General features: G+C 36.8%; 25 protein-coding genes, 2 riboswitches and 1 other annotated feature (1 of these 28 cut by a window edge). Of the genes, 5 read left to right on the forward strand and 20 right to left on the reverse strand.

Going from position 1 to position 25,179, the window contains the following annotated elements; genetic code table 11:
- Nucleotides 1–86, reverse strand: a binding site (T-box leader) (it extends 147 nt beyond the left edge of the window).
- Nucleotides 87–463: 377 nt separating this feature from the next.
- Nucleotides 464–1,825, forward strand: coding sequence for an aspartate kinase (locus ACN6MX_RS15220; RefSeq protein WP_419959686.1), 1,362 nt, complete (start codon nt 464–466; stop codon nt 1,823–1,825).
- A gap of 73 nt (nt 1,826–1,898) precedes the next feature.
- Here the strand turns inward: ACN6MX_RS15220 and ACN6MX_RS15225 are convergent, their stop codons facing one another.
- From ACN6MX_RS15225 to ACN6MX_RS15275, 11 genes are all read right to left on the reverse strand, one after another.
- Nucleotides 1,899–2,885, reverse strand: a complete 987-nt coding sequence (locus ACN6MX_RS15225; protein WP_419959687.1) for a ketoacyl-ACP synthase III — start codon at nt 2,883–2,885, stop codon at nt 1,899–1,901.
- Nucleotides 2,886–3,032: 147 nt separating this feature from the next.
- A complete protein-coding gene (locus tag ACN6MX_RS15230) occupies nt 3,033–3,383 on the reverse strand; it encodes a hypothetical protein (protein WP_419959688.1) in 351 nt (116 codons plus the stop codon).
- A 188-nt stretch (nt 3,384–3,571) separates the two neighbouring features.
- A complete protein-coding gene (locus ACN6MX_RS15235; protein WP_419959689.1) occupies nt 3,572–4,555 on the reverse strand; it encodes a GNAT family N-acetyltransferase in 984 nt (327 codons plus the stop codon).
- A gap of 398 nt (nt 4,556–4,953) precedes the next feature.
- Entirely contained in the window at nt 4,954–6,231 is a 1,278-nt protein-coding gene (locus tag ACN6MX_RS15240) for an MDR family MFS transporter (protein ID WP_419959690.1), read from the reverse strand.
- Nucleotides 6,232–6,799: 568 nt separating this feature from the next.
- On the reverse strand, nt 6,800–7,546 hold the full coding sequence (locus tag ACN6MX_RS15245; protein WP_419959691.1) for a class I SAM-dependent methyltransferase: 747 nt from the start codon (nt 7,544–7,546) through the stop codon (nt 6,800–6,802).
- Nucleotides 7,547–7,813: 267 nt separating this feature from the next.
- Nucleotides 7,814–9,088, reverse strand: coding sequence for a nucleobase:cation symporter-2 family protein (locus ACN6MX_RS15250; protein WP_419959692.1), 1,275 nt, complete (start codon nt 9,086–9,088; stop codon nt 7,814–7,816).
- The gene (locus tag ACN6MX_RS15255; protein WP_419959693.1) at nt 9,085–9,672 is read right to left on the reverse strand and encodes a xanthine phosphoribosyltransferase; all 588 of its coding nucleotides are present in this window, start codon (nt 9,670–9,672) and stop codon (nt 9,085–9,087) included. Before ACN6MX_RS15255 ends, ACN6MX_RS15250 begins: the two co-directional genes overlap by 4 nt.
- A 149-nt stretch (nt 9,673–9,821) precedes the next feature.
- Nucleotides 9,822–9,923, reverse strand: a riboswitch (purine riboswitch).
- A 799-nt stretch (nt 9,924–10,722) separates the two neighbouring features.
- Nucleotides 10,723–11,013 (reverse strand): hypothetical protein, encoded by a 291-nt coding sequence (locus tag ACN6MX_RS15260; protein ID WP_419959694.1) that lies wholly within the window; start codon nt 11,011–11,013, stop codon nt 10,723–10,725.
- Nucleotides 11,014–11,082: 69 nt separating this feature from the next.
- Nucleotides 11,083–11,991 carry a methyl-accepting chemotaxis protein gene (locus ACN6MX_RS15265; protein ID WP_419959695.1) on the reverse strand — a complete coding sequence of 303 codons (909 nt, stop codon included), beginning with the start codon at nt 11,989–11,991 and terminating at the stop codon, nt 11,083–11,085.
- Between the two features lie 24 nt (nt 11,992–12,015).
- On the reverse strand, nt 12,016–13,107 hold the full coding sequence (locus ACN6MX_RS15270; protein WP_419959696.1) for an NAD(P)/FAD-dependent oxidoreductase: 1,092 nt from the start codon (nt 13,105–13,107) through the stop codon (nt 12,016–12,018).
- Nucleotides 13,108–14,139, reverse strand: a complete 1,032-nt coding sequence (locus ACN6MX_RS15275; protein WP_419959697.1) for a S66 family peptidase — start codon at nt 14,137–14,139, stop codon at nt 13,108–13,110.
- A 121-nt stretch (nt 14,140–14,260) separates the two neighbouring features.
- Here ACN6MX_RS15275 and ACN6MX_RS15280 point away from each other — a divergent pair, with 121 nt between their 5' ends.
- From ACN6MX_RS15280 to ACN6MX_RS15290, 3 genes are all read left to right on the forward strand, one after another.
- Nucleotides 14,261–15,109, forward strand: a complete 849-nt coding sequence (locus ACN6MX_RS15280) for a neutral zinc metallopeptidase (RefSeq protein WP_419959698.1) — start codon at nt 14,261–14,263, stop codon at nt 15,107–15,109.
- 73 nt (nt 15,110–15,182) lie between these two features.
- Nucleotides 15,183–16,025, forward strand: a complete 843-nt coding sequence (gene dapF / locus ACN6MX_RS15285; RefSeq protein WP_419959699.1) for a diaminopimelate epimerase — start codon at nt 15,183–15,185, stop codon at nt 16,023–16,025.
- Nucleotides 16,026–16,439: 414 nt separating this feature from the next.
- Nucleotides 16,440–17,006 carry a 3D domain-containing protein gene (locus tag ACN6MX_RS15290; RefSeq protein ID WP_419959700.1) on the forward strand — a complete coding sequence of 189 codons (567 nt, stop codon included), beginning with the start codon at nt 16,440–16,442 and terminating at the stop codon, nt 17,004–17,006.
- A 70-nt stretch (nt 17,007–17,076) separates the two neighbouring features.
- On the opposite strand, the gene ACN6MX_RS15295 is transcribed toward ACN6MX_RS15290, so the two are convergent.
- The 5 genes from ACN6MX_RS15295 to ACN6MX_RS15315 all read right to left on the reverse strand — a co-directional run bounded on the left by ACN6MX_RS15295 (nt 17,077) and on the right by ACN6MX_RS15315 (nt 20,432).
- A complete protein-coding gene (locus ACN6MX_RS15295) occupies nt 17,077–17,718 on the reverse strand; it encodes an NUDIX hydrolase (RefSeq protein ID WP_419959701.1) in 642 nt (213 codons plus the stop codon).
- 16 nt (nt 17,719–17,734) lie between these two features.
- A complete protein-coding gene (locus ACN6MX_RS15300) occupies nt 17,735–18,376 on the reverse strand; it encodes a FusB/FusC family EF-G-binding protein (RefSeq protein ID WP_419959702.1) in 642 nt (213 codons plus the stop codon).
- 148 nt (nt 18,377–18,524) lie between these two features.
- Complete coding sequence (locus ACN6MX_RS15305; RefSeq protein ID WP_419959703.1) at nt 18,525–18,788, reverse strand: CD3324 family protein; 264 nt, start codon at nt 18,786–18,788, stop codon at nt 18,525–18,527.
- A 218-nt stretch (nt 18,789–19,006) separates the two neighbouring features.
- Nucleotides 19,007–19,258, reverse strand: coding sequence for a DUF3006 domain-containing protein (locus ACN6MX_RS15310; RefSeq protein WP_419959704.1), 252 nt, complete (start codon nt 19,256–19,258; stop codon nt 19,007–19,009).
- Nucleotides 19,245–20,432, reverse strand: coding sequence for an MBL fold metallo-hydrolase (locus ACN6MX_RS15315; protein WP_419959705.1), 1,188 nt, complete (start codon nt 20,430–20,432; stop codon nt 19,245–19,247). The genes ACN6MX_RS15310 and ACN6MX_RS15315 overlap by 14 nt, the downstream gene beginning before the upstream one ends.
- A gap of 115 nt (nt 20,433–20,547) precedes the next feature.
- Nucleotides 20,548–20,592: riboswitch (PreQ1 riboswitch) on the forward strand.
- A 7-nt stretch (nt 20,593–20,599) separates the two neighbouring features.
- Here ACN6MX_RS15315 and ACN6MX_RS15320 point away from each other — a divergent pair.
- Nucleotides 20,600–21,082: a QueT transporter family protein gene (locus tag ACN6MX_RS15320; protein WP_419959706.1), complete on the forward strand. Its 483-nt coding sequence runs from the start codon at nt 20,600–20,602 to the stop codon at nt 21,080–21,082.
- Between the two features lie 42 nt (nt 21,083–21,124).
- On the opposite strand, the gene ACN6MX_RS15325 is transcribed toward ACN6MX_RS15320, so the two are convergent.
- From ACN6MX_RS15325 to ACN6MX_RS15340, 4 genes are all read right to left on the reverse strand, one after another.
- Nucleotides 21,125–22,018, reverse strand: coding sequence for a glycine betaine ABC transporter substrate-binding protein (locus tag ACN6MX_RS15325; protein WP_419959707.1), 894 nt, complete (start codon nt 22,016–22,018; stop codon nt 21,125–21,127).
- 4 nt (nt 22,019–22,022) lie between these two features.
- On the reverse strand, nt 22,023–22,667 hold the full coding sequence (locus tag ACN6MX_RS15330) for an ABC transporter permease (protein WP_419959708.1): 645 nt from the start codon (nt 22,665–22,667) through the stop codon (nt 22,023–22,025).
- Entirely contained in the window at nt 22,668–23,630 is a 963-nt protein-coding gene (locus ACN6MX_RS15335) for an ABC transporter ATP-binding protein (protein WP_419959709.1), read from the reverse strand.
- 564 nt (nt 23,631–24,194) lie between these two features.
- A complete protein-coding gene (locus ACN6MX_RS15340; protein ID WP_419959710.1) occupies nt 24,195–25,172 on the reverse strand; it encodes a ring-cleaving dioxygenase in 978 nt (325 codons plus the stop codon).
- Between the last annotated feature and the right edge of the window lie 7 nt (nt 25,173–25,179).

Genomic DNA, 25,179 nt, shown 5'->3' on the forward strand with positions numbered 1-25,179 from the left:
CCCACAAACGAAACCACTGATTTACACCAACCATCAGCTCTCTTTAGATTTCAATATGTAAAGCCTATCTCCGTCAAAATTGTTCACGCTTTATTGAATTAAACCTATCATACGCACCATCAAATAAATTGTCAATATAGTTAGAAAATTTGAAAACGCTACCATTAAAATTCCCTTTCAAAAAACGTTGATTTAATGCGATTTATACTTTTCTAAAAATATTTTAAATTTAATTAATTAGTTTTTTATGGATTAAAAAACAAATAATAAATACTTACCTACAATTATTCGATCTAAATACGAACCTTTATAACATATACTTTTTAAAGGTTCGCTTTAAAGAAAAAAAATTATAGAAATAGCCCCAAAGTTATTGACCTCTCACAATATAATTTGTACACTGTATAAAACCATTTGTTTTTCTAGTAAATACAACTATAATAAAAAATAAGGATTTGATTAAATGAAAGTAAGTAAATTTGGCGGAACCTCTGTAGCAAGCGCAATCCAAATTAAAAAAGTGGCTGCAATTGTTCAGGCAGATCCATCTCGAAAATTCGTTGTTGTGTCTGCACCGGGTAAACGCTTCGATGCCGATAAAAAAGTAACAGACTTACTAATCGAATTGGCAATTGCCGCAATACATAATGAAGAAGTGGAAGAAAAACTCCGCCAAGTAGTGGATCGTTATAAGGAAATTGCACAGGGGCTAGAACTAGACGAGACCATTTGTGACGTCATTGAAGAAGACCTAAGAACACGTATCAATGAAGACCAAAGCGTTCTTGAATTATTTATAGACAATATTAAAGCAAGCGGAGAAGATAACAACGCAAAACTAATCTCTACTTATTTCACAAGTATTGGTCTTGACTCTCAATATGTGAATCCAAAGACTGCTGGATTAGTCGTAAATGATTTTCCAGAACGAGCACAAGCACTCCCACAGGCATACGACAATCTGCAAGCGTTAAACAACCTTTCTGGCGTCGTTGTGTTCCCGGGCTTTTTTGGATATACACCAAACGGGGTTCTTCGCACATTTGATCGTGGGGGGTCAGACATCACTGGTTCTATACTAGCTGCTGCAGTCAAAGCGGATTTATATGAAAACTTTACAGATGTCGATTCTGTATTTTGCGCTAATCCGAAAGTAGTGAATCATCCTGCGGAAATAGAAGAAATAACATACCGAGAAATGCGTGAGCTTTCCTATGCAGGTTTCTCTGTTTTTCATGATGAAGCATTAATGCCTGTGTATAAAAGTGGTATTCCAGTATGTATTAAAAATACAAATAATCCATCAGCACCTGGCACAATGATAGTTGCTAAACGTAAAGCAAACAAACGTCCCGTAACTGGAATTTCTGCTGATAATGGATTTTCTATTTTATATGTAAGTAAATATTTGATGAACCGAGAAATCGGATTTGGTCGTAAGCTGCTTCAAATTTTAGAGGAAGAGCATATTTCATATGAACACACACCATCGGGATTAGACGACATTTCCGTTATCATGCGTAGCCATCAACTGGATGCAGAGAAAGAAGTACGCATTATGAATCGTGTTTTGAACGAACTAAACGCAGATGACGCACATTTCCGTCATCATTTTTCGATGATTGTTATTGTAGGTGAAGGTATGAATAATAGTACTGGACTTGCAGCTCGTGCTGCATCGGCCATAGCAAATACTGGTTCAAATATTGAAATGATTAACCAAGGATCATCAGAGGTCAGTCTTGCATTTGGAGTACATGAAAGTAGTGAGAACAAAATACTGCGCGCACTGTATAGTGAATTTTTCTCTGCCGTAACAGTTTAATAATAAAAATAGGCTACCTCTTAAATAGAGATAGCCTGATTTTATATTTACTCAATGGCTCTGACATTTTCCTTTAATATCTAAATAACATAGTAATAAACTCGTGACCGCCACCGATTGTCCAAAATAATATTAAATCTCCGCGCTTTATCTTACCAGATTCGATTCCTTCATAAAAGGCGATAAAAGGACTGCTTGTACCAGTATATCCATACTCGTCGCCTACATAAATGATCTTTTCTTCAGGTATATCAAAATGGTTTTGTATTTCATCCATATTAACTTTGGCAAATTGAGATAAGCAGAACATATCTACATCATCAATATTAAGCTGATTCCTTTCTAAAATGGATTCAAACATTTCATACGTATATGGCAGTGACATCGTTCCGTCAAATGGTAGCCATTGCATGAATTCCGCACTTTCACCAGCTTTAATCGTTTGGGATAATCCCTTTTGTGGATATAGGATATTATTTCGGTTACTTGAGTCTACTTCAAACATCGCGTCGATAAATCCTGTATCTGTCGCAGTCTTTTCTAAAATAATTGCAGCAGAAGCATCTCCAAAGTTAGCATAAGTCATTGCATCCTTTGGATCAGCCACTAAGGAAAGATAATCAGAACCTACCACAAGTGCGGTATTAACATGTGGATTGGATTTCATATATCGTGACGCCTGTTCTACTGCAATCGTCATACCAGCGCAATTAGCATTCATATCAAAAATAACTGTCCCTTTTTTTGCTTGAATAGCATTATGAATGAACATAGCATTAGTTGGAACAGTCACTTCAGGTACTTGAGTAGAAAATACAATCATATCCATATCCTTGCCTTCTAATCCCGCTTTTTTCAACACTCGATTTGTTGCTTCAATCGCCATCGTAATAGTATTTTCTTCAAGATTATCAATGACATAACGCTTTTTTCTCCCCATAATATTCAAGAAATTTGTAATATCTTTTCCTTGTTTTTTAAAGTGTTCAAGGTAAACGTCATTGTTTACTTGCTTTTTCGCATGGTAAACATCCACTGCTTTAATTCTTATGTTAGTCATAGCTGTAATAAACCTCTCTAGAAAAAATTTTAGTATTATATCAAATTACATATCATTATTTTATTGCATCAATTTTAAGAGCTTCGCTATGTAAATATCAAATAAAAAAGGCAGGACCTAATAATAGCTCCCTACCTTTTTGCCGTATTAATATTTTTGAATTACTTCAAACGTTGTTAGCCCTACATTATTCGCCAAGCGTTTTAATTGCATGGAGATTATAGCACTTTTCTTAATACCTACTTCTACTTTCTTAAATCCAGAAGATTTATAAAGTGCTAAACAATTTTCAAGATCTGGTATCATTTCTTTTGTTACTACATCCAGATCCCTACAATCAAATTCCAAGATGAATTCACTTGCATTAATCGATGCTAGCTTAAGCTGATAATCATCGATAAATTGTTTGGCTTTTTCAGGAGTAAAAGTTCCACTCACCGTCATATCAACCGTTTTATCGTCAAGATTTACTTTCATTGTGTAAGTACCTTCTGCCATAATATAAAACACTTCCTTATTACATCTGTAAGGACTTTCATTTAGTCTTTTCATTTAATAGGGATATCTCCTTAAAATTTTCTCTCTATTATAGATATATACGACTAAAAAAATCCCCCTCTATAAGTATCGACATATAACAAATATTGTTAATATCTATAAAATATTACTTAACCACTTTTAGTTTTTCATGTTGAAATTGGTTTCAAATGGTTGAACCCAATTAACTTTGTATAGTGAACAAGTGTCATCTGTTCATTTACCTTCCATTCATCGCCTGTTTTCACATAGCCAATCTTCTCGTATAAATAACAATTTCTTTGCTCTTGATTAATCGTATCTAGCTCCCAGCTTTGCGCTTGTGGATACATGCTTTCTAGACGTCTCATAACCTTTTGCGCAATTCCTTTCCCCTGAAACTGTTGCAAAATATTGATCATATGTAATCGCATAATGCCAGAAGACTTCGGATACACATGGACACTTCCTATCAACAAACCATGTTCATAGATTTTAAAGTAGTCCCCTATTTGCAGACGTTCTGTAAATCTTTCAAACGATTGGAAAACTGGACTCGTATCATGATCCTGATATTTTTCATAAATAGGTTGAAAAACCTTTTTTTGCATCGCAAATAATTCCTCAGCATCTGATAAACTAGCCTTCCTTAAAGAAATAGATGATTTGCTAATCTCAAAAAGCGGTTCCAAAATATGATAAGGGATGAAATCTCCACTTTCGACAAGCTCGAGTATTTCATCTACCGTTGCCCATCTCGCATTTGCTACCTCTTCGTATTGCAGATTCAATTGTTCCACATTTATACTTTGCTTTACTAGCCAATGGTCATCAAAACCACGAGAAAACTTTACGGTAAATATTATCTCCGCATGTTCCATTTGTAACTCAATGCCCATTTCTTCTTTTGTTTCACGAATAGCACCCATTTCACTAGTTTCTCCTATTAAAACAGATCCTGCGGCAGCGCAGTCCCACATATTAGGCCAGCCTATTTTCCATGGCTGACGCTGTTGGATTAAAAACTGGCCTTTTTCATTCATAATCCAAATATGAACTACTTGATGAAAGTCCCCTTCACTCATTTCATCTCCTCTTACCCATGTCTTTCCTGTGCTTTCTCTGAACTCATTTAAAATATCCCACTGTTCCATTTTTACCCCCACCTTACTCATTATTCCATTAAATTAGTATATCATTTTAGCTTTTAATATTTGACTATGTTTGACATTTATTTTATTGTATGAGATAATTCTATAGTTAACATTTGGTACGACATAGTTTTTAGATATTGGCATTCTGCTATATGTGTTTTTGATAATACTTATTCACACTGGAGCGGCTATAGGGTCGCAAGGACGTAAAAGAAGGTAGGGTTTACGTTGCTTAGGTTAGAAGGCAACCAGTGGAACAATTTACCGCGGCATTGAAAGAGTTCCTTTCATGGAAATTATTCCCCGAGCTTTTCGGGATGAAATTTAAATTCAAAAGTTATGTTATACCTATACAAAATCAAGGGGTGCTCTCATTATGAGAGCACCCCTTGTCCAATTTATAAAGCTATTTCTTTTTTACGTTTATTGTATTCCTTAAACGTCAGTAGATAGATGAATCCGCTCAGTAGTGCTAAAGCTGCCAGTATAACAAATGTCCAAGTAAAACCGATCCACGTGACTAGTGGGAATACTAACGGTGCAATCGTACGACCAATCGTATAACGCAAACTTGCAGCCGCAAAATACTGACCTCTCATATCATCAGGAGCCAATTTAGAAACAAAGCTTTCCTGCAGCCCAACCGTTGCTAGTTCCCCTAGTGTAAAGATCGCCATCGCAATTAGGAAAACCCAGAAGTTCGCTGTCATTGGGAATACAAGCATTGCCACTGCGTATAAAAACGAGGAAAGAAAGAATACCCATTTCTCCGGATACTTCGTCATCCATCTCGTAACAAATACCGTAAACATTACTACTAATAATCCATTTTCTGAAAGTAGAATACCGAACGAACCTTCTCCGGTTACTGCCCACTCCCTGTTAAACAAATTCCCAAGCACCTGCTTATCGATGGCGTCTTTCATATAAACTGGTATGAGCATATCTAATTGCATATAAGTTTGCGCTAACAAAATACCTGCAATAACAAATAAGAAGAAAACCTTATCCTTGACGATTAATCCATAAGCTTTCATCTGTTTGACAATTACCTGCATCCAATTATTCGATCCGCTAGCCACCTGCGCTTTCATGTCAGCCGTTAATGTTTCCTCTGTTAAAAATCTAATGGCAAATCCTACTACACAGAAAATAATTCCTGAAACTAACAAAAGTATAAAACGGTGATTAAAGAATAATACCGCACCTACTATCGGGCCAATAACTACCGTAATATTTATGGACGTATAGAACACCGAAAATACTGTACTTCTATCTTTCTCTGGTACAACATCTGCGACAATTGCTTGACTTGCAGGATGATACAACGAACCAGCCATCCCTGCAATCGTGAAGGCCACAAAGCTTAGTATCGGTGAATCTAACCAAGGAGAATTCGCAAAAGCAAATAAAACAAATGCCAAACCTTCTGCAGTTGCAGAGAAAAATAACATCGTCCGTCGACCAAATCTATCTGCACAATAGCCCCCGATTAAATTAGCACCAACCGAAAATACTTGCGATGCAACCAATAAAATTCCTGCCATACTCGTTCCAAATTCATCCGCAAAATAAATCGCTAAAAACGGAAATACCATCCAAAAGCTTAAATTACTAAAAAACTCTCCAAACAAACGAACCTGCAAACTACGATCCCAATCTCTTATTCTCATCATCTTTTCCTCACAACTCATAGATTAGACAATCCTATCACACTATTTCGATTTTCGAAATAGACATTTTAACTATGAATTCTTTTTTTATTAAATGAAATTCTCTACTGCAGATTAAGAAGTGCCCATAAAACTGCTAATATAGCCCTTAAACCGCCCCGTATAGCCCGTATTTATCTTGCGATGTTTTATAAATCAAATAATAACCCTTAAAATTTAACAAATTGCACCTAAACTATATATAAGCGCCTATAAAAAAGCGAAAATCATATAATAAGGTTTACGACATATTCACTGGAGATAGAAAACAGCAATTCCTGTTGCTACACACATACTCATATCTTAAGTTTACAAGGATTAGCAAGACTTTTTTGTGCTCTTGCTACTTCTATAGCTGAATTTAATGCTAGCAAACTTGTTTTTAATGCGATATCTTTTACTATTTTTACTACATTCAAAATTTCTTGATAGCAATGGCTCAAATTTATGATTAAGTCTGACGTCGACTTCGTTTTCTCGTATATTTCCCGAGAATACTCACTTCTTCTAGACTATCCTGTTTGTAAATAATTCATATCTGTCCGATGTATGCAATTGTTTCATTTGGTACAATAAGCTTGTCGTCAGTTGCATATTTATCAAACAATTTTTCTAGATGCAATACATAGCTATCATATTCCGAGTCATTTTCTTTTAGAGAATATGAGGCAGAGAGATTTCTACCAATAAATTTTAACTTATCAAACTGCAAATCATTTTGAAAACGAAGTACCTCAAAATCTTCAAAAAATGCTTTGATGCTTTCATCCATATAACTAATTCCTCCACTGAAGCCTTTAAAGTCTTTGCAAAACATCTTGAAGATTTGTTCGTTCTCTTTTACTAACGGACTATCCATCACACGCGAATTCCATATTAAAATAACTTTTCCACTATTCTTGAGAATACGTCTGCACTCCAATTTAAACTCTACAGCATCAAACCAGTGAAATGCCTGTGCAACAGTAATAAAATCTACACTATTTTCATAAAGAGTTGTTTTCTCTGCACTTCCATCCACTGGATAAAATATTTCAAATTGTGCTAAACTTTTTTTAGCTTCTCTTCGCATATCCTCATTTGGTTCTACTCCGTACACTGTACATCCCATTTCAAGTAACTCCTTTGAAAATATTCCAGTGCCCGAACCAATATCAGCGACAATAGAATTTTTTCCAATCCCGATACTTGATAAATGATTTATAAAAACAGGGGCATATCCAGGTCTTGCATTTGCATAAACAGCAGCTTTACCGGTGAATTTTTTTGTGTTGTCCAAAATAGATTCTCCTTTATCAACTACAATAGTTGATTCTCTACTAGTGTATTTTATTGTAACTTCCAATTGCATTCTACTTGTTATATTACTCCAAAACCCATTTTTTGCATGAGGTGTATACTAATACTCTAGGATGAGAATTCCTCTAAACCGTTAATAATGAAAGGTTTCATAATAATAACATTTTCCCCCTCTATTAGGATAGATGTCGTACGAGGCTATATAAAAAAACTACAAAGGATTATCTCCCTCGTAGTCGCTGAAAAGTTATGAAGTTTTCCATCTCGGAATCATGTTAAAGACAATATTTAGAACTATTGCAGTCATACTTCCTGCAACAATCCCGTTACTAGTCAATATTTTGATGTTCTTTGGTAATTCAGCAAATAACTCAGGAACTACCGTTACCCCAAGCCCAATACCAATAGAACATGCAATAATCATCGAATTATCTCCAGAATCTGATACAACTTTACTTAACATTTTAATCCCTTGTGCCACAATCATCCCGAACATTGCTATCATTGCTCCGCCTAACACGGACTCAGGAATGATTGTTGTTAGAGCTGCAATCTTAGGGATAAAGCCAAGCACTATTAGCATTGCACCCGTTATATAAATCACCTTTTTCGTTTTTACACCTGAGATTTGCATAAGCCCTACATTTTGAGAAAAAGTTGTGTACGGGAATGAGTTGAAAATACCACCTAATACTACGGCAATTCCTTCCGCACGATAACCTTTCGTTAAATCCTCTTTTTCAATTTTCTTTCCAAGCATATCTCCAAGTGCAAAATACACACCAGTTGATTCGACTAACGATACTATAGCTACTAACGTCATCGTAATAATAGGAGAAATTTCAAAAGTCGGTGTACCGAAGTAAAATGGCTGAATCATATGGAAAAAATCTGAATCTCGCACAAGAGAAAAATCAACCTTCCCCATAAATGCTGCTGCAATTGTTCCACCAATAATCCCTATTAAAATAGAAATAGCTTTTATATAGCCTGTGGAAAAACGATATAACAATACGATAAAAAGTAGGGTACCAAAGGCTAAAAGAATGTTTGACTTGGAACCAAAGTCCGCTGCTCCTTGTCCGCCCCCCATATTATTGATAGCGACGGGTATTAACGTAATCCCAATAATAGTTACAACAGAACCCGTTACAACAGGAGGGAAAAACTTAACAAGCCTCCCAAAAAATCCACTTATTAATATAACGACTACACCCGAAACAATAATTGCTCCATAAATAGCAGAAACTCCATAATCTCCACCTATAGCAATCATTGGTCCAACCGCTGTAAAAGTACATCCTAATACTACTGGAAGTCCAATTCCAAAAAATCGGTTACTCATAACTTGTAAAATGGTTGCCACACCACACATTAATATATCAATAGCTACTAAATATGTAAGCTGTTCTGACGTAAGACCAATTGCTCCGCCAACGATTAACGGTACAATAACTGCCCCTGCGTACATTGCAAGGACATGCTGAATACCGAGCGCAGTATTTTTTAAAGCGCTATTCATCTTGATGTTTCCTCCTCAAAAAACTCAACTTTACCGTTTGCCAATGATTTTATATTGGCAAGTGAATCTACACGAATACCTTTTTCACGAATAAGTTGTCCGCCTGGTTGGAAACCTTTTTCAATAACAATTCCGACTCCAGCAGTTTTCGCTTCTGCTTGATTTAGAATATCTAAAAGTCCTAAAGCAGCTTGTCCGTTTGCCAAAAAGTCATCAATGATCAATACTGTATCTTCATGGTTGATAAAATCTTTTGAAACGGAAATGTCATTCGTTTCTCCCTTGGTAAATGAGTGAACTTTAGAAGTAAACAAATTATCAGAAAGTGTTAGTGATTTACGTTTTCTAGCAAAAACAACGGGTACTCCTAATGTAAGACCTGCAAACATAGAAGGAGCAATACCAGAAGATTCAATCGTTAGTATCTTTGTGATTCCAGCATCCTTATAACGTGCTGCAAACTCATTGCCTATTGCTTGCATTAATATAGGATCGATTTGGTGATTTAAAAAAGTATCTACTTTCAATACATTTTCCGATAACACTTTCCCACTTTGTATAATTTTATCTTGTAGTAATTTCATAAATGAACATTTCCTCTCCAGTTTTAATTTGGCTAAACAAAAAGCCCAAATGATATTGCAGCCACTCAATTATGGAGTGGAGCAATGTCATTCGAGCTTGAAAAAGTCGAATCGAAATAAAATCGATCATGACAAAAATGCCATAACCCAAGTATTTCATCGCCACCCATAGTCAGCTTGTTTACGGTAAGCTGGTAGAAACTTGCAGGCCATATCCCTGCGATTATACGAGTTTTTGCTATTTGAATATTTCTCATTATAGCACGCTCATCTCTATTTACAATCGTCCATAAATATGTTCAATGATTCATAAAATTCAGTTGATAAAACAAAAAACAAGCAAAAGTAATGGCGTTCCTTAAAATTTCAAACCTGTTTCTATAGTTTTGAAGGGCTTTGGACAGACATTTTACTATAGAATTACCGAGTGAATTTTTAGGGATATTGGTTGTGACTTCCGTCACAACCAATATCCCTTTTTTTCGGTAATCTTATAATAATTTCCTATCAGTCGCCCTTCTTCAACTCTTAGAAACAGGTAAGTGCTTTTTTGGGTAACTAGAGATAAGATACTTTCCTATTGATAAAGGAAGCTCACGAAGATGCAATTTCGTTCACTATCTCGCTACTTAATTTGGGGAATGCTTACTATTTCTCTTTATTTCCACTTGGATAAAATAATTTACATTCTCCATCTATCAGTAAATAATAGCAATTCAAATTCAAAAGCAATTACAAATAGTTTGTCACTTTCTAAAATTTGACCAATGTTATCATCTAAGCGATATGCTTTGCCAAATCTGATAGTAGAGTACTACACATTATATTGATTGTAGTGAAAGGTGGCGACTCCAGCGGGATAGCTTGAGCTGAAGACCCCGCAGGAGCTTGCGACGAGGAGGCTGAAGCCAAGCCCGCGGAAAGCGCCCATCTGAAACGGAAATTAGTAGTATTATTGTTTTTTTCAAGTCTTAAGAAACCAGAGTTCACGGTATATTTTCATATACGCTTATTTTCTCAAAAAAACACCCACGCTTAACACGTAGATGTTCACGAGAGCTCAGTTTTTAATAATTTAAAGCCTTGTATAAAGTTAGATGGATTTTCTTGAATTTGGAATGGGAAAACACCTTGGTTTGTATGAAGATATAAAAGGCCGCCACCAAACGAGAATGGTTTATGAGATACATCATGCACATGCTGCAGCTTAAACTTATGGCGCTCAGATATGATTCCATCCATTGTTAATTGGAGTTCGAATTGTTTTTCAACCTGCTTCATTTGAAAATAGAAATCTATTTGTCGTTCGATTTCAATATATCCTATGAAATATTTACTCATCCGCTGCACCTCCTATACCTCATCTAGTTTAACATGATTTAGGTTGAAATATACGTTAAGAGATCTTCCTTAAATCAGCTTCACAAATTCAGCCGTCTGACTTTCTAATTTGATAGCTGCTGATGAAATATCTTTGAACTCCTCCAAAGCGGAACGTATTTCTTCCTGACTTTTTTCTATACTAGCTTGAGAATTGCTATTACTACTTGTTACTTTCTCCACTTGCTTCGCGATACCTTCGATATTTTCACGTACTTCTACAATGGAGTTCTCTACTCTTCCAGCTAATTTACGCACTTCCTGGGCAACGACATTAAACCCACGTCCATGCTCTCCTGCCCGCGCCGCTTCTATCGCTGCGTTCAATGCCAGTAAATTCGTCTGAGCCGCAATTTCTCGGATAGTTTGTACGATACCTCGAATAGAATCAGCTTGTACTTGTAGGCTTTGCAATGTATCCGTATTTTCCTTTGAGCCGGTCGCAATGTCATCAATACGCTGAAGTAATTCTTCACTCCTATTTGTGCCAACCTCTGCACGCGTACTCAATTCCATTGACATTTCTTTCAATTCTTCAGTCACACTCAACAATATTTCATGACGTTCAGTAACATTCGTTGCAACTTTAGTTACTCCTAACACCTTACCTTCAGAGCCGAATATAGGCATATAAGTCGCTTCTAGCATAACACTTTTACCTTGCTTACTTTTGCGCTCTACTTTCTCCTGGAGGGTGTTTCCAGACATTAAATCCTTCCAAAATTTTTCATATTCTGGACTTTTCGTTAAAGCCGGGAAACATAATTCTTTATGCTGTTTTCCCATTAACTCTTTAACAGAATAACCAGTCTCTTTTGCAAAGTTTTCATTTACATAAGCTACACGCCGATCTAAATCAAATCGGACAATTGCCAAATTCTTTTCTAAAGCCTCAACCACTGTCATATCGTTTACTTCTTCTACTTGTGAATAATTCACAATTCCCAACCCCCATATTAATCTTTACATTGGTGCGTAATTAGTTAAATCCAAAACCGTTTCTTCCCCTAAGATGAATCTAGCTAGTTCTGCTCCAACAAATGGACCCGCTGTTAAACCAGAAGCCCCTAACCCGTTGGAAAAATAAATACTTTCAAAACCAGGTAACTTTCCTATTACAGGTAGAAAATCTGGTGTATAAGGTCTAAATCCTACTCGAACTTCTCTAACTGAAGCATTCTCCAGTGAACTAGCGACACTTATAGCTTTTTCTAGAAGCTCTTTTTTACCTGCCTCTGTTACCTCTGTATCATAACCAGTGTTTTCTTCGTATGTAGACCCAGCCACAACTTTCCTATTATCAAATGTTAATAAATACTGATTCGTAGGTGGTAACACAACTGGCCATTCTCCAGTGTCCAAATTATTCACTTGAAAATGCATGATTTGCGCTTTTTGAAAACTGACTTTCATGTCAACACCAAGCTTCTGTGGTAACTCATTGCCCCATGCACCTGCAGTTAACACGATCGCATCTGCGTCCATTAGCTGATCATTCACTTTTAAAACACCGTTTGAAAATGTGGCATTGTCGTAAATCACTTCTGCTCCTAGTTTTTTAGCAGCACTTATTAATGCATCACGCATCGCACTGCCGTCTACTCGAGCAGCACCTTCTACATATAAAGAAGTGAAGTCTTTCGAAATTAGAGGAAAATACTCTCTTGTCTCTTCTGTTGATAATATTTTCAACTCACCAATTTCCGGTGCATCCATTCTTTTTTCTATTGCTCGCTCAAGCATTTTTTGTAACTTTTTCGGATCATTTTGAAGGGCAATAGCCCCCACTTGTTTATAACCTGTGGAAGTTTCTCCAAGATCCTCTAGCTCTTCTACAAGCTGTTTATAATAATGCGCACCATTTTTAACTAAAGCGTACCATTTCTTATTTCTTCTTTGGGAAATCCAAGGGCAAATTATCCCCGCTGCTGCTGCTGAAGCCTGCCCCTTATCCTGACGATCTACTAAAGTAACTTTCACATTTCGTTTCGCAAGATGATATGCAGTGGACGCCCCTAGAATTCCCCCGCCTACAATAATATAAGAAGACTTCAATTACTCCACTCCACTTTCTAAAATAGAAAACGTTTCTTTCTCACAATTAATTTCCGCCATTGCCCCATATGGCAAGACGAATTTAGGTTCCGTATGACCAAAGTTCAAATTATATAATATTGGCAGTTCCTCTAGCGAAAGCTCCTTCATTATTAAACGAATGGACTCTTTATATTCCTCATAGTACTTCTCATTTTGAGGCTTACCAAAAATAATTCCTTTTGCTTGTTGAAGAATTCCTTGAGTGCCATAATTACGAAGCCAATACTCTAAGTTTCCAGGTGTTGGTAGTTCCTCAGACGTTTCGAAAAATAAAATACAGTCTTTCCAATATTCTTCCGCAGGCCAAAGTGAAGTCCCTTTAGCAAATTCTAATACTTCGATACAGCCTCCGATTAATCTACCTTGCACTACTCCAGAACCTTGTAATAGCTCATAACCTTTATTTGGATTCATCAGGCGTTTTGTATTCTTGTTTTCAACAATCCATTCTAATCGTTCACTTGTCCATTCGGTAGCAGGCTTCACTTCACCGATTGGATCGACTGCTAACAAAGTCTTCTTCAATGCCTCTACCGTATACTCATGCATCTCCACATTTTCCGCGAAATCCATTAATATAGCTGGTCCGTAAAAGGAGGATATTCCTGCTTTATGACAGAATAGATGCGTTACAGTAGAATCCGAATAGCCTATAAATACTTTTGGATTATCTCGAATTACATCAAAATCAATATAAGGTAATAATCGAATGCTTTCACTACCACCAATATTAGAAAAAATACCTTTAATAGAAGGATCCTTAAATGCATTCATTAAATCTTCTGCACGAGCCTGAGGGTTTTCGTATAAATAATCTCCACCCTTTAAACTATTTGGCATTGCTACAACTTCCAGACCAAACACACTACGCAATCTTTCTATTCCTTGTTCATATCTCCAGCGAAGATCAGGTTCACCCGCTCCTCCCCATGACAAACTAATTGTCGCTACTCTATCCCCGGCTTTTAGCATTTTTGGTTTCATCAACATAATTAGTCCCCCTTTTTTATTCATTATAAAGCAATCCATCCTCCGTGAATGTCTAATTTGAAAATTATTGGGTATAAAGACAATATACATACTTTTTGAAGTGGAAAAGGAAGTGCGAGTGATGAAATGGAAAGGTAGAGCAGGTAGCTCAAACGTAGAAGACCGTCGCGGAATGGGTGGCGGTAAAGCTATTGCTGGAGTAGGTGGCGGCATTGGACTAATCATTGTTCTTATTGTTACGTTACTTGGAGGAAACCCTGAAGATTTGATGGGTAACCTTGGGACAATAGATCAATCGAACAGTGTACCATATGAGGAAACCGAACAAGAAAAAGAGCTAGCGGAATTCGTTTCCGTTGTATTAGCCGATACGGAAAAGGTTTGGACTAAAATATTCCAAGAAAACGGAATGGAATATGTGGAGCCAACCTTAGTATTATATACAGACAGTGTCAATTCAGCATGTGGTGCTGCTGGTGCATCAGTTGGACCTTTTTATTGTCCGGGTGATCAAAAATTATATATCGACTTAAGCTTCTATCAGGAACTACAAACGAAGTTCAAGGCTCCTGGAGACTTTGCAATGGCCTATGTGATTGCCCATGAAGTCGGTCACCACGTCCAAACATTACTTGGAACAACCGAGCAAGTAATGCCTCTTCGTCAAAAGTTAAGTGAGGAAGAATTCAATAAATACCTTGTGCGCTTTGAGCTTCAAGCAGATTATCTTTCCGGAGTATGGGCGAAGCATGCGCAAGGATTGGGCTATCTGGAAGAGGGAGATCTAGATGAAGCGTTGACCGCTGCAAGTGCTGTTGGTGACGATACACTACAAAAGCAAGCGATGGGCTATGTCGTTCCTGAAAGTTTTACGCATGGTACCTCTGAGCAACGTAAAGGTTGGTTTTACAAAGGCTATGAAAATGGCACTATTCAAGGTGGAGATACGTTTAACAGCAAAACCCCATAACGTATTTTCTAATTGATCCTAATGCTATAATGGGGGAAATAAGAAGATTGCGACAAAAGGGGTTACGCTGAAGATGAAAATACCTTTTACAAAAATGCACGGCTGTGGAAATGATTATATTTATATTAATTGTTTTGAGCATACCATTGAAGATCCTATTACACTGAGCAGGCATATTTCTGATCGACATTTTGGTATTGGTGGAGATGGGATTGTATTGATATGCCCATCTGATGTAGCGGACGCACAAATGCGAATGTTCAATATAGATGGCAGTGAAGGTAAAATGTGCGGGAATGCTATTCGCTGCGTTGCCAAGTATGTGTACGATAATAATATTGCAACAAAAGAAGTGTTAACCATCGATACACTTAGTGGTATTAAGACAATTGAACTCTTTACCGAAAAAGGTAATATGATTTCTGCTAAAGTAGATATGGGCAAGGCAATTTTAGAACCAGCACTTATACCCGTACAGTCAAAAGAAGCAAATCTGTTAATAAACTCCCCATTTCAACTAGAAGACAAAACATATCACATCACAACTGTATCTATGGGCAATCCACACTGCGTTGTTTTTGTGGAAGATCCAATGTTAGTAGACTTACCACTTATAGGACCAAAGTTTGAGCATCATTTGTTCTTTCCAGAAAGCGTTAATACAGAGTTTATCTCAGTAGAAAATCGCAAGATGATTCATATGCGTGTATGGGAGCGTGGCAGTGGAGAAACGCTTGCCTGCGGAACTGGCGCTTGTGCCGCGGTTGTAGCTGCAGTACTAAATGGATACTGTGACAAAGATTCCGATGTAACGGTAAAGCTTCTGGGCGGCGAACTAATTATACGCTACACCGATGAGGGAGTGTATATGACGGGACCGGCAGTGAGCGTGTTTAATGGAGAGATTTCAGTGTAACTTATACAGTGATTGATTGTCGAAGAGCCTTTCTAGTGAAGACACTAGTGAGGTTCTTTTTAATGGGCTATGTTGGTTAGTTTATGGGCTATTAATAAGAGATTATGGGCTAAACTGAGCAATTTATGGGCTGTCTTTCCTTTAACCGGTTAGTTAGGCTGAATTATGGGCTATATTGGGAAGTTTGAGGGCTATAATTAGCTGCGATCTCCCTCTCTTACTTAAACGAATCTGAAATTTTATGAGTTTTAGGTATAAAACGTAAATCTATTTAATAAACTATAATCTACTAAAGTTAATTTCTACATATGTAATATTACTAAAATTTGTAACGGTATTGGTAAGTTATCGTAATATTCTCGTAATAAAGTACTGGTAAGATGTGCTTAGACTAAATAGCAAGGGGTAGAGTATTTGAGAAGAATTCTTGGGACACTCATCATCACAATTGCACTATTGGTTAGCGGAACAAGCACAAGCCTAGCCGCATCTTCAAATTACGCTGTTCAAAAAGGAGATACTTTGTATAAAATTGCTCAAAAGCACAAAGTGTCTGTATCAACTTTAAAATCATGGAATAATTTAAAATCAGATACGATTAAACTCAACCAAAAGTTAGTAATTTCATCAAAAGCTGCAATTGCTGCGGAGAAAAAGAAAGCCCCTTCTAGATCTACAGATGATAAAGTAGTAAAAGAAATCGTTGTTACTGCAAGTGCATTCACAGCGACCTGTAACGGATGCTCAGGTGTCACAAGCACAGGCATCAATCTTAAACATAATCCAGATGTAAAGATCATCGCAGTAGATCCAAAAATAATTGCACTTGGTACAAAAGTGTACGTCGAAGGGTATGGCTATGCAATAGCAGGAGATACAGGAAGTGCTATCAAAGGAAATAAAATAGATGTATTTTTCTCAACGAAAAGCGAGGCCTATAAATGGGGTCGCAAAAGTGTAAAAATCAAAATCTTAGAATAATAGAAAAGCGCTAGCGCCTATGCAAGCCCCGACTAGCGCTGGAATTAGACATAAAATATAACCAACTTTCTTAACTAGAAAGTTGGTTTTTTGATGTAAAAGATATCATTGCTTTACAAATTTCTTCGTAGTAAGACTGATCATGCGGAACAAAACTCGTTTTCCCAACAACCTGATGAATCGGACTTTTAGCACCAGCTTCATTCACTTTAAAACCGAAGATTTCTATTTCCTTTAATTCACCTTTCCAAAGTTTAACAAACTCGGAAATCTCCACTCGTACTATCCCCGAAACCTCTTCGGTCTGCAACTTAAATTGTTCCCATTCCAATGTACAGCTATATAAAAATACATGTGCTAATTCATTATCTACTAATTCACCTGTCGTAACAGAATACTTTATAACACCAAGTGAATATAATTCCTCAAAGAACACATCTATACCGAGCTCCTCTTTTACCTCTCTTATCCCATCAAAAACTGTTTCACTCGCGAGCAAATGCCCCGCGGCAGTAATATCCAATAGTCCAGGATAATCCTTTTTCAAGTCACTTCGTAATTGCAAGTAAACATATTGTTTCCCTTCATATTTACCTATAAACCAGCATTGAAATGTCTCATGCCACAAACCAAGTTTATGAATCTGCTCACGGGTCTCCACCCCTATTTGGTTATGCTGTTCGTCAAATATTTTTAGTAGCTCCTGCTCCATATTAATCCCTCTTAATTTATTTATTTTGAATTAGCTCTACGAAATTATTTAATTTATCCAACGAAACGATGTTCTCATTACATTTTTGACTATCTTGGCAAATATAATTTCCTCGAGTGATGAAGGCATCTTGCGTTACTCCCTTAACCGATGAAGTAAACATTCCAATTTCCTCTGTGCGACTACATAAAGCACAAATTCCTTTTTTGTTCGAGTTTTTATAACCACCAGAGATTCCGACTACTTTGTTTTTGTATTCAACAACAAGAAATTTTTTATTGGATCCTTTATCTAACCAACCTAAATAAGATATTTCCTTAAAGTCTATATTTTCTAATGAAGGAATTTTGAGTTTCTTCGCCTTCGGAAAAATCTTTTTGATATCAGTCTCGGTAATTTCTTTAAAGGGGATAACATGAGGTTTTAGTGTTTCTAAAAAACCTTCTGCTTCTAATTTTTCTTTTATATCAACAATTGGTTTCAGCAGGATTTTTTGATCATCTGCAGCTTCCTCAAATAATCCAAGTGCTTTCTCTAATGATAGTGCTCTTAATGCATTTAATACCCCACGATCGTTTACTGTAGTATGTCCATTTACCAATGCCTGTGTCTGTTTTTTTATAAAATTATATTGATCACTTCTAATGAAAGGATTCATATATACCTCTCCATTCACAATTATTTTCATTAGTCTAATTGTATCGAAAAGTAATTATTTAATAAATGGATAAGATGATTAAGAATTGTTTTCACCACATAAATCATAAAAAAACTAGTAGCCCCTTAAGGAGCTACCAGTATACCTTTTACTTTGTATAGATAATTTTCTTAATAGTTTCGATGGAGAGATAGTAATCTTTTGCAAGCTGGACCATGGGAATTCCATTTTTATATGCCTCTTTTAAAGAATTATTTCGCTCATCAATCCGCTTTCTTTCACCAGAAAGCGTCCCCCATTGTTTATAAGTTTTCCCCGGTTTAGGGATATAAATCGTTTCTCCTTGAATATACTTTTGAATTTCCTTCACTAGCTCATCAGGTAAAACGGAAGTTGCCTTGATATATGTCATTTTATGCTCGCTCCTTATTTTTACTATTTAAATAAGGTGCAAAGCCAATATTATGAAATGGCGATATATATTAAATTATAGCTTCTCATACAAAGTATCGCCTTTCCATCATTAGGCTTTGCATGAGACGTTTCACTATCTAGCAAGATTCCACTATTTGCCATTTTACTCACCTCCAAGATGCAACACTTCCTGTTTTAATACAAATGAAAATTACATCATGTTCTTTTTTTTAATTGATCAAGCAATTTGCTAATTTTGTCTCTTTGGTTAGTTGTTTCTTCTTTCAGAGATTCAATTTCATATTTATCTTCATCTTCTATCACTGAAATTTTAACTATATCTCCTTCTTTTACATTATCCTTTAGTTCAGACTTATGGACAAGGAGGCTCTCGGTTTCATTTGGGTATTTCAAAAAGACTGCATAATCCCCTTCAAAACGGTCTAGCGTGTATTTATTCGAATTCACTCACAATCTCTCCTTTGTTATTTAATAATGTAGCTGCATCCCCATCATTTCTCCACATTTGTCCGTTCGTCCATTTCAGATAACCTGAGCCTTCTTTTGCTTCGGGACCACTTGTTACGTAAATCGTATCCCCGGCCTGTAAGGTTATGTTTGGAAACTTGAATATTTGATTGCCAACTACGGAAACTAATTGCCAATCTTTTAAACTAATATTAATCTCCCCAGAATTGGTAATTCCGACTATCTCCCCTCGAAGATCTTTACTAGAAATGTTAATGCCTATTGCTGTATCGGCAATGTCAGATGGCTCCACACTTCCATTTGTTAGTACGTTATAATCTACTCCATCAGTTTCCACCACTATATTACCAACTTCTGCAGTACCATATATTTGTGTCTTTATTTGTTCTAGCCTCGACATAACTTCCGCATCCGGATGGCCATAGGAATTATCTTTACCATAACTTAAAATAGTAACCTTAGGATTTACTGCCTCAACAAACTCTTCTGAGCTACTCGTGTCTGAACCATGATGTCCAGCTTTCAAAACAGTTGCTTCTACGTTTACGCGTTCTAATATTTCCTTTTCCACAACAGTATCTGCGTCTCCCATCAATAAAAAGGAAATCTCCCCGTAGGTTATTTTTAACACAATCGATGCTTCGTTATTATCATCTGATTCAGCTCCGACATTTAAAACTTTAATATCTAGCTCATCATCTAATGAGATATTATCACCAACATTTGGCACGATAAACGGTATATCTTTATCTAATATAAGCTGCAGCATTTCCTCGTATGTTTGAGAGGTATGTACCTTACCAGAATCCACAAAGTGTTTTATAGATATAGAGTTCAAAACGGAAATCAGTCCACCGATATGGTCGGCATCCGGGTGAGTTGCCACTACATAATCGAGTTTTTCAACTCCTTGCTTCCGTAGATAATCTACTACATCTTTTCCAGCTTGTTTTGTACTTCCATCGACTAGTAAATTTTTTCCGTTCGGAGATTGTATAAAAATAGAATCCCCTTGGCCTACGTCTAGAAAATGGACCTTCATCTCTTTACGAGCCTCGGCGGGTGTCTGAGACGTGTTTGATTGTTGATTTTGTGTACAGCCACTTAGCAAAATAACTATACATATGCATACTAGCATTATTATCTTTCTCATATAAAACCTTCCTTTTCGTTGCTGTGTACCATTCTACCATAGGAAAACCAGATTCATATATTACAAATTCTCTTGACAGTTGATAACTATTCGCATAGAATAACTGTTTGTGAAAACTAACGTGGTTCGAGAACCTCCCACGGAAAAAAACTAAGGAGAAATGAATAATGAAAACAAAAACTATTGCAGTAACTGGTGTTATTGCTGCTCTTTATGTCGCGGTATCTCTACTAGTGGCTCCTTTTGCATTTGGTGCAGTACAGTTTCGTATTGCCGAGATGTTTAATCACTTAATCGTATTTAATAAAAAATACTTTTTTGGAATTGTATTAGGAGTATTCATCACAAATATATTTTCTCCAATGGCAGCTTTCGACCTAACATTTGGAGTAGCGCATTCTATCATTACTTTGTCATTAACGATTTTGGCAACTAAGTATGTAAAAGGGAACATTGCCCGCATGGTTATTAATACACTACTATTTACATTTACAATGTGTATCATCGCACTCGAGTTAATGATTGCGTTTGACCTCCCATTCTTCTATACATGGCTAACAGTTGCAGCTGGTGAATTCGCAGTATTGGCAGTTGGTGTTCCGATAATCTTTGTTTTAAACAAACGATTGAATTTCAAAGAGCTAATCTAAATAATTTCACCCGAATCTAGAATGCTAGATTCGGGTGTTTTTTTATTCTTTTATTAATCCTTTTTCTACTAAAAAGTCATGAGCTACATCCTCTGGTTTATCACCATCAATATCTACTCTCGCGTTCATCTTCAACATGTCTTCTTCGGTTATTTTTCCTGCCAATTCATTTAGCGTATCCTCTAAATCCGGGAACTTTTCTAATGCATCTAAACGTACGACTGGAGCGGCGTCATACTTAGGGAAGAACCCTAAATCATCCGTTGTCGTTTGCAAATCAAAGCGCTCAATGCGACCATCTGTCGTAAATGCAGGTATGACATCGACATCGCCATTTTTCAATGCTTCATACATTACATTTGGATCTAAACTTTGCGTTTCTGAAAATACAAATGGATATGTATTTATTAAATCGTCAAAGCCATCTCCTTTTCTTTCATAAAATGCATGAGGTGCTCCAAATACCATATCACCCTTTTTAGAAGCCTCTACTAAGTCTGAGTAAGTTTCTGCATTGTACCCATTATCCTTTGTATAAGCCAATGTATACGTATTTTCAAACCCAAGTGGACTTAACCATGTAGCTTCAAATTGCTCCTTATAGCCTTCCCTTACTTTTTCTAACACACTATCTGAGCTTTCTCCCACCTCAGATTCCTCTTTCAAAACATCCTTTAAGCCGGTTCCAGTATACTCCACGTACAGATCAATATCGCCTTTTTCCAAAGCTGGAGTCATAATTGCTACTTCCCCTAGGCCTTCTTTATATTCCACATCGATATCTGTTTTCTCCTCGATATATTGCCCTAAAATCTGTGGAAGTATAAATTGTTCTGTCCATGGCTTTCCGCTAATTACTAATGATTCTTCTGAATTCGAGCAAGCACTTAAAAGCGTTACTGCTGCAAGTCCCACTATCCCTACTAACTTTTTCATCCCGTCATCCTCCCATACTCATTCCTTTTGGTGTAACTCTTTTCTCAATCCATTTCAATATTAGATCAAACAGAATTGCTAATAATGCAACGGGTAAGGCACCAGCTAGAACGAGCGAATTATTATAGGATTGCAATCCACGGTAAATTACATCCCCTAAACCACCTGCTCCAACAAATGTCGCCAGTGTTGCTATACCTACAGTCAGAACTGTAGCAGTTCGAATACCCGCCATTATAAATGGTAAAGCAAGTGGGAATTGAATCTGCCAAAGCAGCTGACTTTTCGTCATCCCCATTCCCCTACCAGCCTCAATCATCGATTCATCAATATTTGAAATACCAGTATATGTATTACGTAAAATAGGTAAAAGTGTATAGATAATCAGGGCAATCAAAGCTGTTTTAGCACCAATTCCTATAAGTGGCACAAGAAATCCGAATAAGGCCAAGCTAGGTATTGTCTGAAAGATGGCGGTAATTCCAATAACTGGCTCTGCTATTCTACGATATCTTGCAACTAATATTCCTAAGGGTAAGGCAATTGCAATCCCAATCGCTAAAGCAATAAAGGATAAGTAAATATGCTGTAAAAATGCCTCTTGTATTAAATCTGAACGACTTTGAATCGTTTCTATAAAATTTTTCACTTATAACACCTCTTCCTTTGCAAGCATTGCCCGAAGAAGTATGGATTGATTAACAAAGCCTAGCACCTTATTGTTTCGTTTTACTAGCAACCCCTTTGTACTTTCATTTTCCAGTAAAGCGATAGCATCTTCCACTAACATAGAAGCGTCAACTTCTATATAATTGGATTCCCTTTCACCTTCAAAAAACGACGCGAAGTCCTGTAACTCTCTTTTGCCAACCGATTTTTTTCTATTGATTCGTTCAATTCCTATAAAATTTTTCACAAAGTTATTAATAGGATTTTCTATTAACTCTGTCGGAGTTCCAACTTGCTCTATCTTTCCATCTTTCATAACAACGATCATATCTGCAATTTTTAATGCCTCATCTATATCATGCGTAACAAAAATGATTGTCTTCTTAATCTTTTCCTGTAAATATTTCACCTCATTTTGCAATTGTTCACGGCTTATCGGATCCAATGCACTAAATGGTTCATCCATCAACATAATATCCGGGTCTGCAGCCAGTGCGCGCACAACACCTATTCGTTGCTGCTGACCACCACTTAACTCCAGTGGAAACTTTCGCAGGAACTGTTTGGGTTCAAGTCCAACCATCTTCATTAATTCGTGAATTCGAGCTGTCGTCTTATCCTTTGCCCACCCCTTCAAATTCGGCACAAGCGCTGCATTTCTTTCGATTGTCATATGCGGGAACAAACCAATTCGTTGAATAACATATCCGATTGTTTTCCTTAGTTCAACAGGATCTATAGTGGATATTGCTTTATCCTCAACGTATACTTCACCAGACGTAGGAGTTTCTAAGCGATTGATCAGTTTTAGAAGAGTAGTTTTACCGCATCCACTCGGTCCAATGATGACCACTAATTGCTCTTTCGGAATTGTTAAAGAGACATTCCGCAAAGCTTGTGTTCCATCTGAAAATACTTTCGTAATATTATCGAAACGAATCAACTCACTTTCCTCCTTTCTATTACTATATTTACTACCAACTATGTATACCCTAAAAGTTTAAAATAAAGCCATGAATTTCTTTATTTTTTTGAAAAACATTGTAGTTTGTAGAAATCTCTATTTATAAGTTGTTGTCTCTCGTATGGATGGCTCTCTCGTATAGCTACGGGTGGCTCTCGTATAGAACACTTTCTCTCTCGCATAGCTGCTGGTGGCTCTCGTATAGAGTGCTTTCTCTCTCGTATTGCTACCGGTGGCTCTCGTATAGAGCGCTTTCTCTCTCGTATGGCTACCGGCGGCTCTCGTATAGAGGGTTTTCTCTCTCGTATAGCTACCCGCGGCTCTCGTATAGTGTGCTTTCTCTCTCGTATGGCTACCGGGCTATTGTTACTAGCTTTCACCAACTGTTTACTTGCACTTGCAGGACCTTTACTTGCATTGTTCGCTAGGTTACTTGCTCACATAGTTCATTTACATGCTGAACGTATTATTTTTCCAAAAGTATCTAGTTGTCTATTTATAATGCAAAAAACCGCCTCCTTTAGGAAGCGGCTGACTTAATTTTTATTCTTTTACAAACTCGATTGTGCTTCGTACTGTATCTATTGGACGAACCAGTCCTTCGATTTGTTTACGTTTTGGTTCTAGGAATGGGGGCAAGGATAATTTTTCTCCTAGTGTTTCATATGGTTCATCTCCCATAAATCCTGGACCATCTGTTGCAAATTCAAATAGTATTCCGTTTGCAACTCTCGAATATAATGATTGGAAGAAGAAACGATCGACAAATCCTGATGTTCGGAAACCGAAGCTTTCCATACGTTGTGTCCATTCATCTAGGACAGCTCTATCTTCTACTCGAAATGCTGCATGATGAACTGTTCCAAAACCTTGACGACCTGGAGGAAGAATAATATTTTTCTCCACTATAACCTGTGCACCATTACCACCTTCACCAACTTCAAATAAGTGGAATGCTCCATCTTGTCCAATCTCTCTAAATAATAAAACCTTTTCGAGCACTTCTTTCATATAGTCAAATTCAGCAATACGAATAGTAATTGGACCTAGACCAGTAATAGCATATTCTAGTGGAATCGGACCTTTTTGCCATGGTGTTCCTGCTGCAACACCTTTATTGTTTTCGTCAGATATTAGTTGATATTGTTGATCGTCGAAATCAACAAATGACAGTACTTTTGTTCCAAATTGTTCTTGAATACCAGTATGCTTCACATCTAAACGATCAAAACGTTTTACCCAGTAATCTAAAGCCGCGTCAGTCGGTACACGGAATCCCGTACGATATATTTCATTTGTACCATGTGTACCCTTTGGAATGTTAGGGAAGTCAAAAAACGTCATATCCGTTCCAGCTCCACCAACATCATCTGCGAAAAACAAATGATAGGTTTGAATATCATCTTGGTTGACTGTCTTCTTAACGAGTCGCATACCTAATACATTTGTGAAAAATTTGTAATTTTCTTCAGCACTGCTTGTAATTGCAGTAACATGGTGCATACCTTTTAAGTGATTCATATATATT

It is taken from the genome of Psychrobacillus sp. BM2, from assembly GCF_048572895.1.
Classification (GTDB): domain Bacteria; phylum Bacillota; class Bacilli; order Bacillales_A; family Planococcaceae; genus Psychrobacillus.

Coding starts and splice junctions, on each gene's coding strand:
- ACN6MX_RS15220 (WP_419959686.1), top strand. CDS start 464: ATGAAAGTAAGTAAATTTGGCGGAACCTCTGTAGCAAGCGCAATCCAA.
- ACN6MX_RS15225 (WP_419959687.1), bottom strand. CDS start 2,885: ATGACTAACATAAGAATTAAAGCAGTGGATGTTTACCATGCGAAAAAG.
- ACN6MX_RS15230 (WP_419959688.1), bottom strand. CDS start 3,383: ATGGCAGAAGGTACTTACACAATGAAAGTAAATCTTGACGATAAAACG.
- ACN6MX_RS15235 (WP_419959689.1), bottom strand. CDS start 4,555: ATGGAACAGTGGGATATTTTAAATGAGTTCAGAGAAAGCACAGGAAAG.
- ACN6MX_RS15240 (WP_419959690.1), bottom strand. CDS start 6,231: ATGATGAGAATAAGAGATTGGGATCGTAGTTTGCAGGTTCGTTTGTTT.
- ACN6MX_RS15250 (WP_419959692.1), bottom strand. CDS start 9,088: ATGAATAGCGCTTTAAAAAATACTGCGCTCGGTATTCAGCATGTCCTT.
- ACN6MX_RS15255 (WP_419959693.1), bottom strand. CDS start 9,672: ATGAAATTACTACAAGATAAAATTATACAAAGTGGGAAAGTGTTATCG.
- ACN6MX_RS15260 (WP_419959694.1), bottom strand. CDS start 11,013: ATGAGTAAATATTTCATAGGATATATTGAAATCGAACGACAAATAGAT.
- ACN6MX_RS15275 (WP_419959697.1), bottom strand. CDS start 14,139: ATGTTGATGAAACCAAAAATGCTAAAAGCCGGGGATAGAGTAGCGACA.
- ACN6MX_RS15280 (WP_419959698.1), top strand. CDS start 14,261: ATGAAATGGAAAGGTAGAGCAGGTAGCTCAAACGTAGAAGACCGTCGC.
- dapF (WP_419959699.1), top strand. CDS start 15,183: ATGAAAATACCTTTTACAAAAATGCACGGCTGTGGAAATGATTATATT.
- ACN6MX_RS15295 (WP_419959701.1), bottom strand. CDS start 17,718: ATGGAGCAGGAGCTACTAAAAATATTTGACGAACAGCATAACCAAATA.
- ACN6MX_RS15300 (WP_419959702.1), bottom strand. CDS start 18,376: ATGAATCCTTTCATTAGAAGTGATCAATATAATTTTATAAAAAAACAG.
- ACN6MX_RS15305 (WP_419959703.1), bottom strand. CDS start 18,788: ATGACATATATCAAGGCAACTTCCGTTTTACCTGATGAGCTAGTGAAG.
- ACN6MX_RS15315 (WP_419959705.1), bottom strand. CDS start 20,432: ATGAGAAAGATAATAATGCTAGTATGCATATGTATAGTTATTTTGCTA.
- ACN6MX_RS15320 (WP_419959706.1), top strand. CDS start 20,600: ATGAAAACAAAAACTATTGCAGTAACTGGTGTTATTGCTGCTCTTTAT.
- ACN6MX_RS15325 (WP_419959707.1), bottom strand. CDS start 22,018: ATGAAAAAGTTAGTAGGGATAGTGGGACTTGCAGCAGTAACGCTTTTA.
- ACN6MX_RS15340 (WP_419959710.1), bottom strand. CDS start 25,172: ATGAATCACTTAAAAGGTATGCACCATGTTACTGCAATTACAAGCAGT.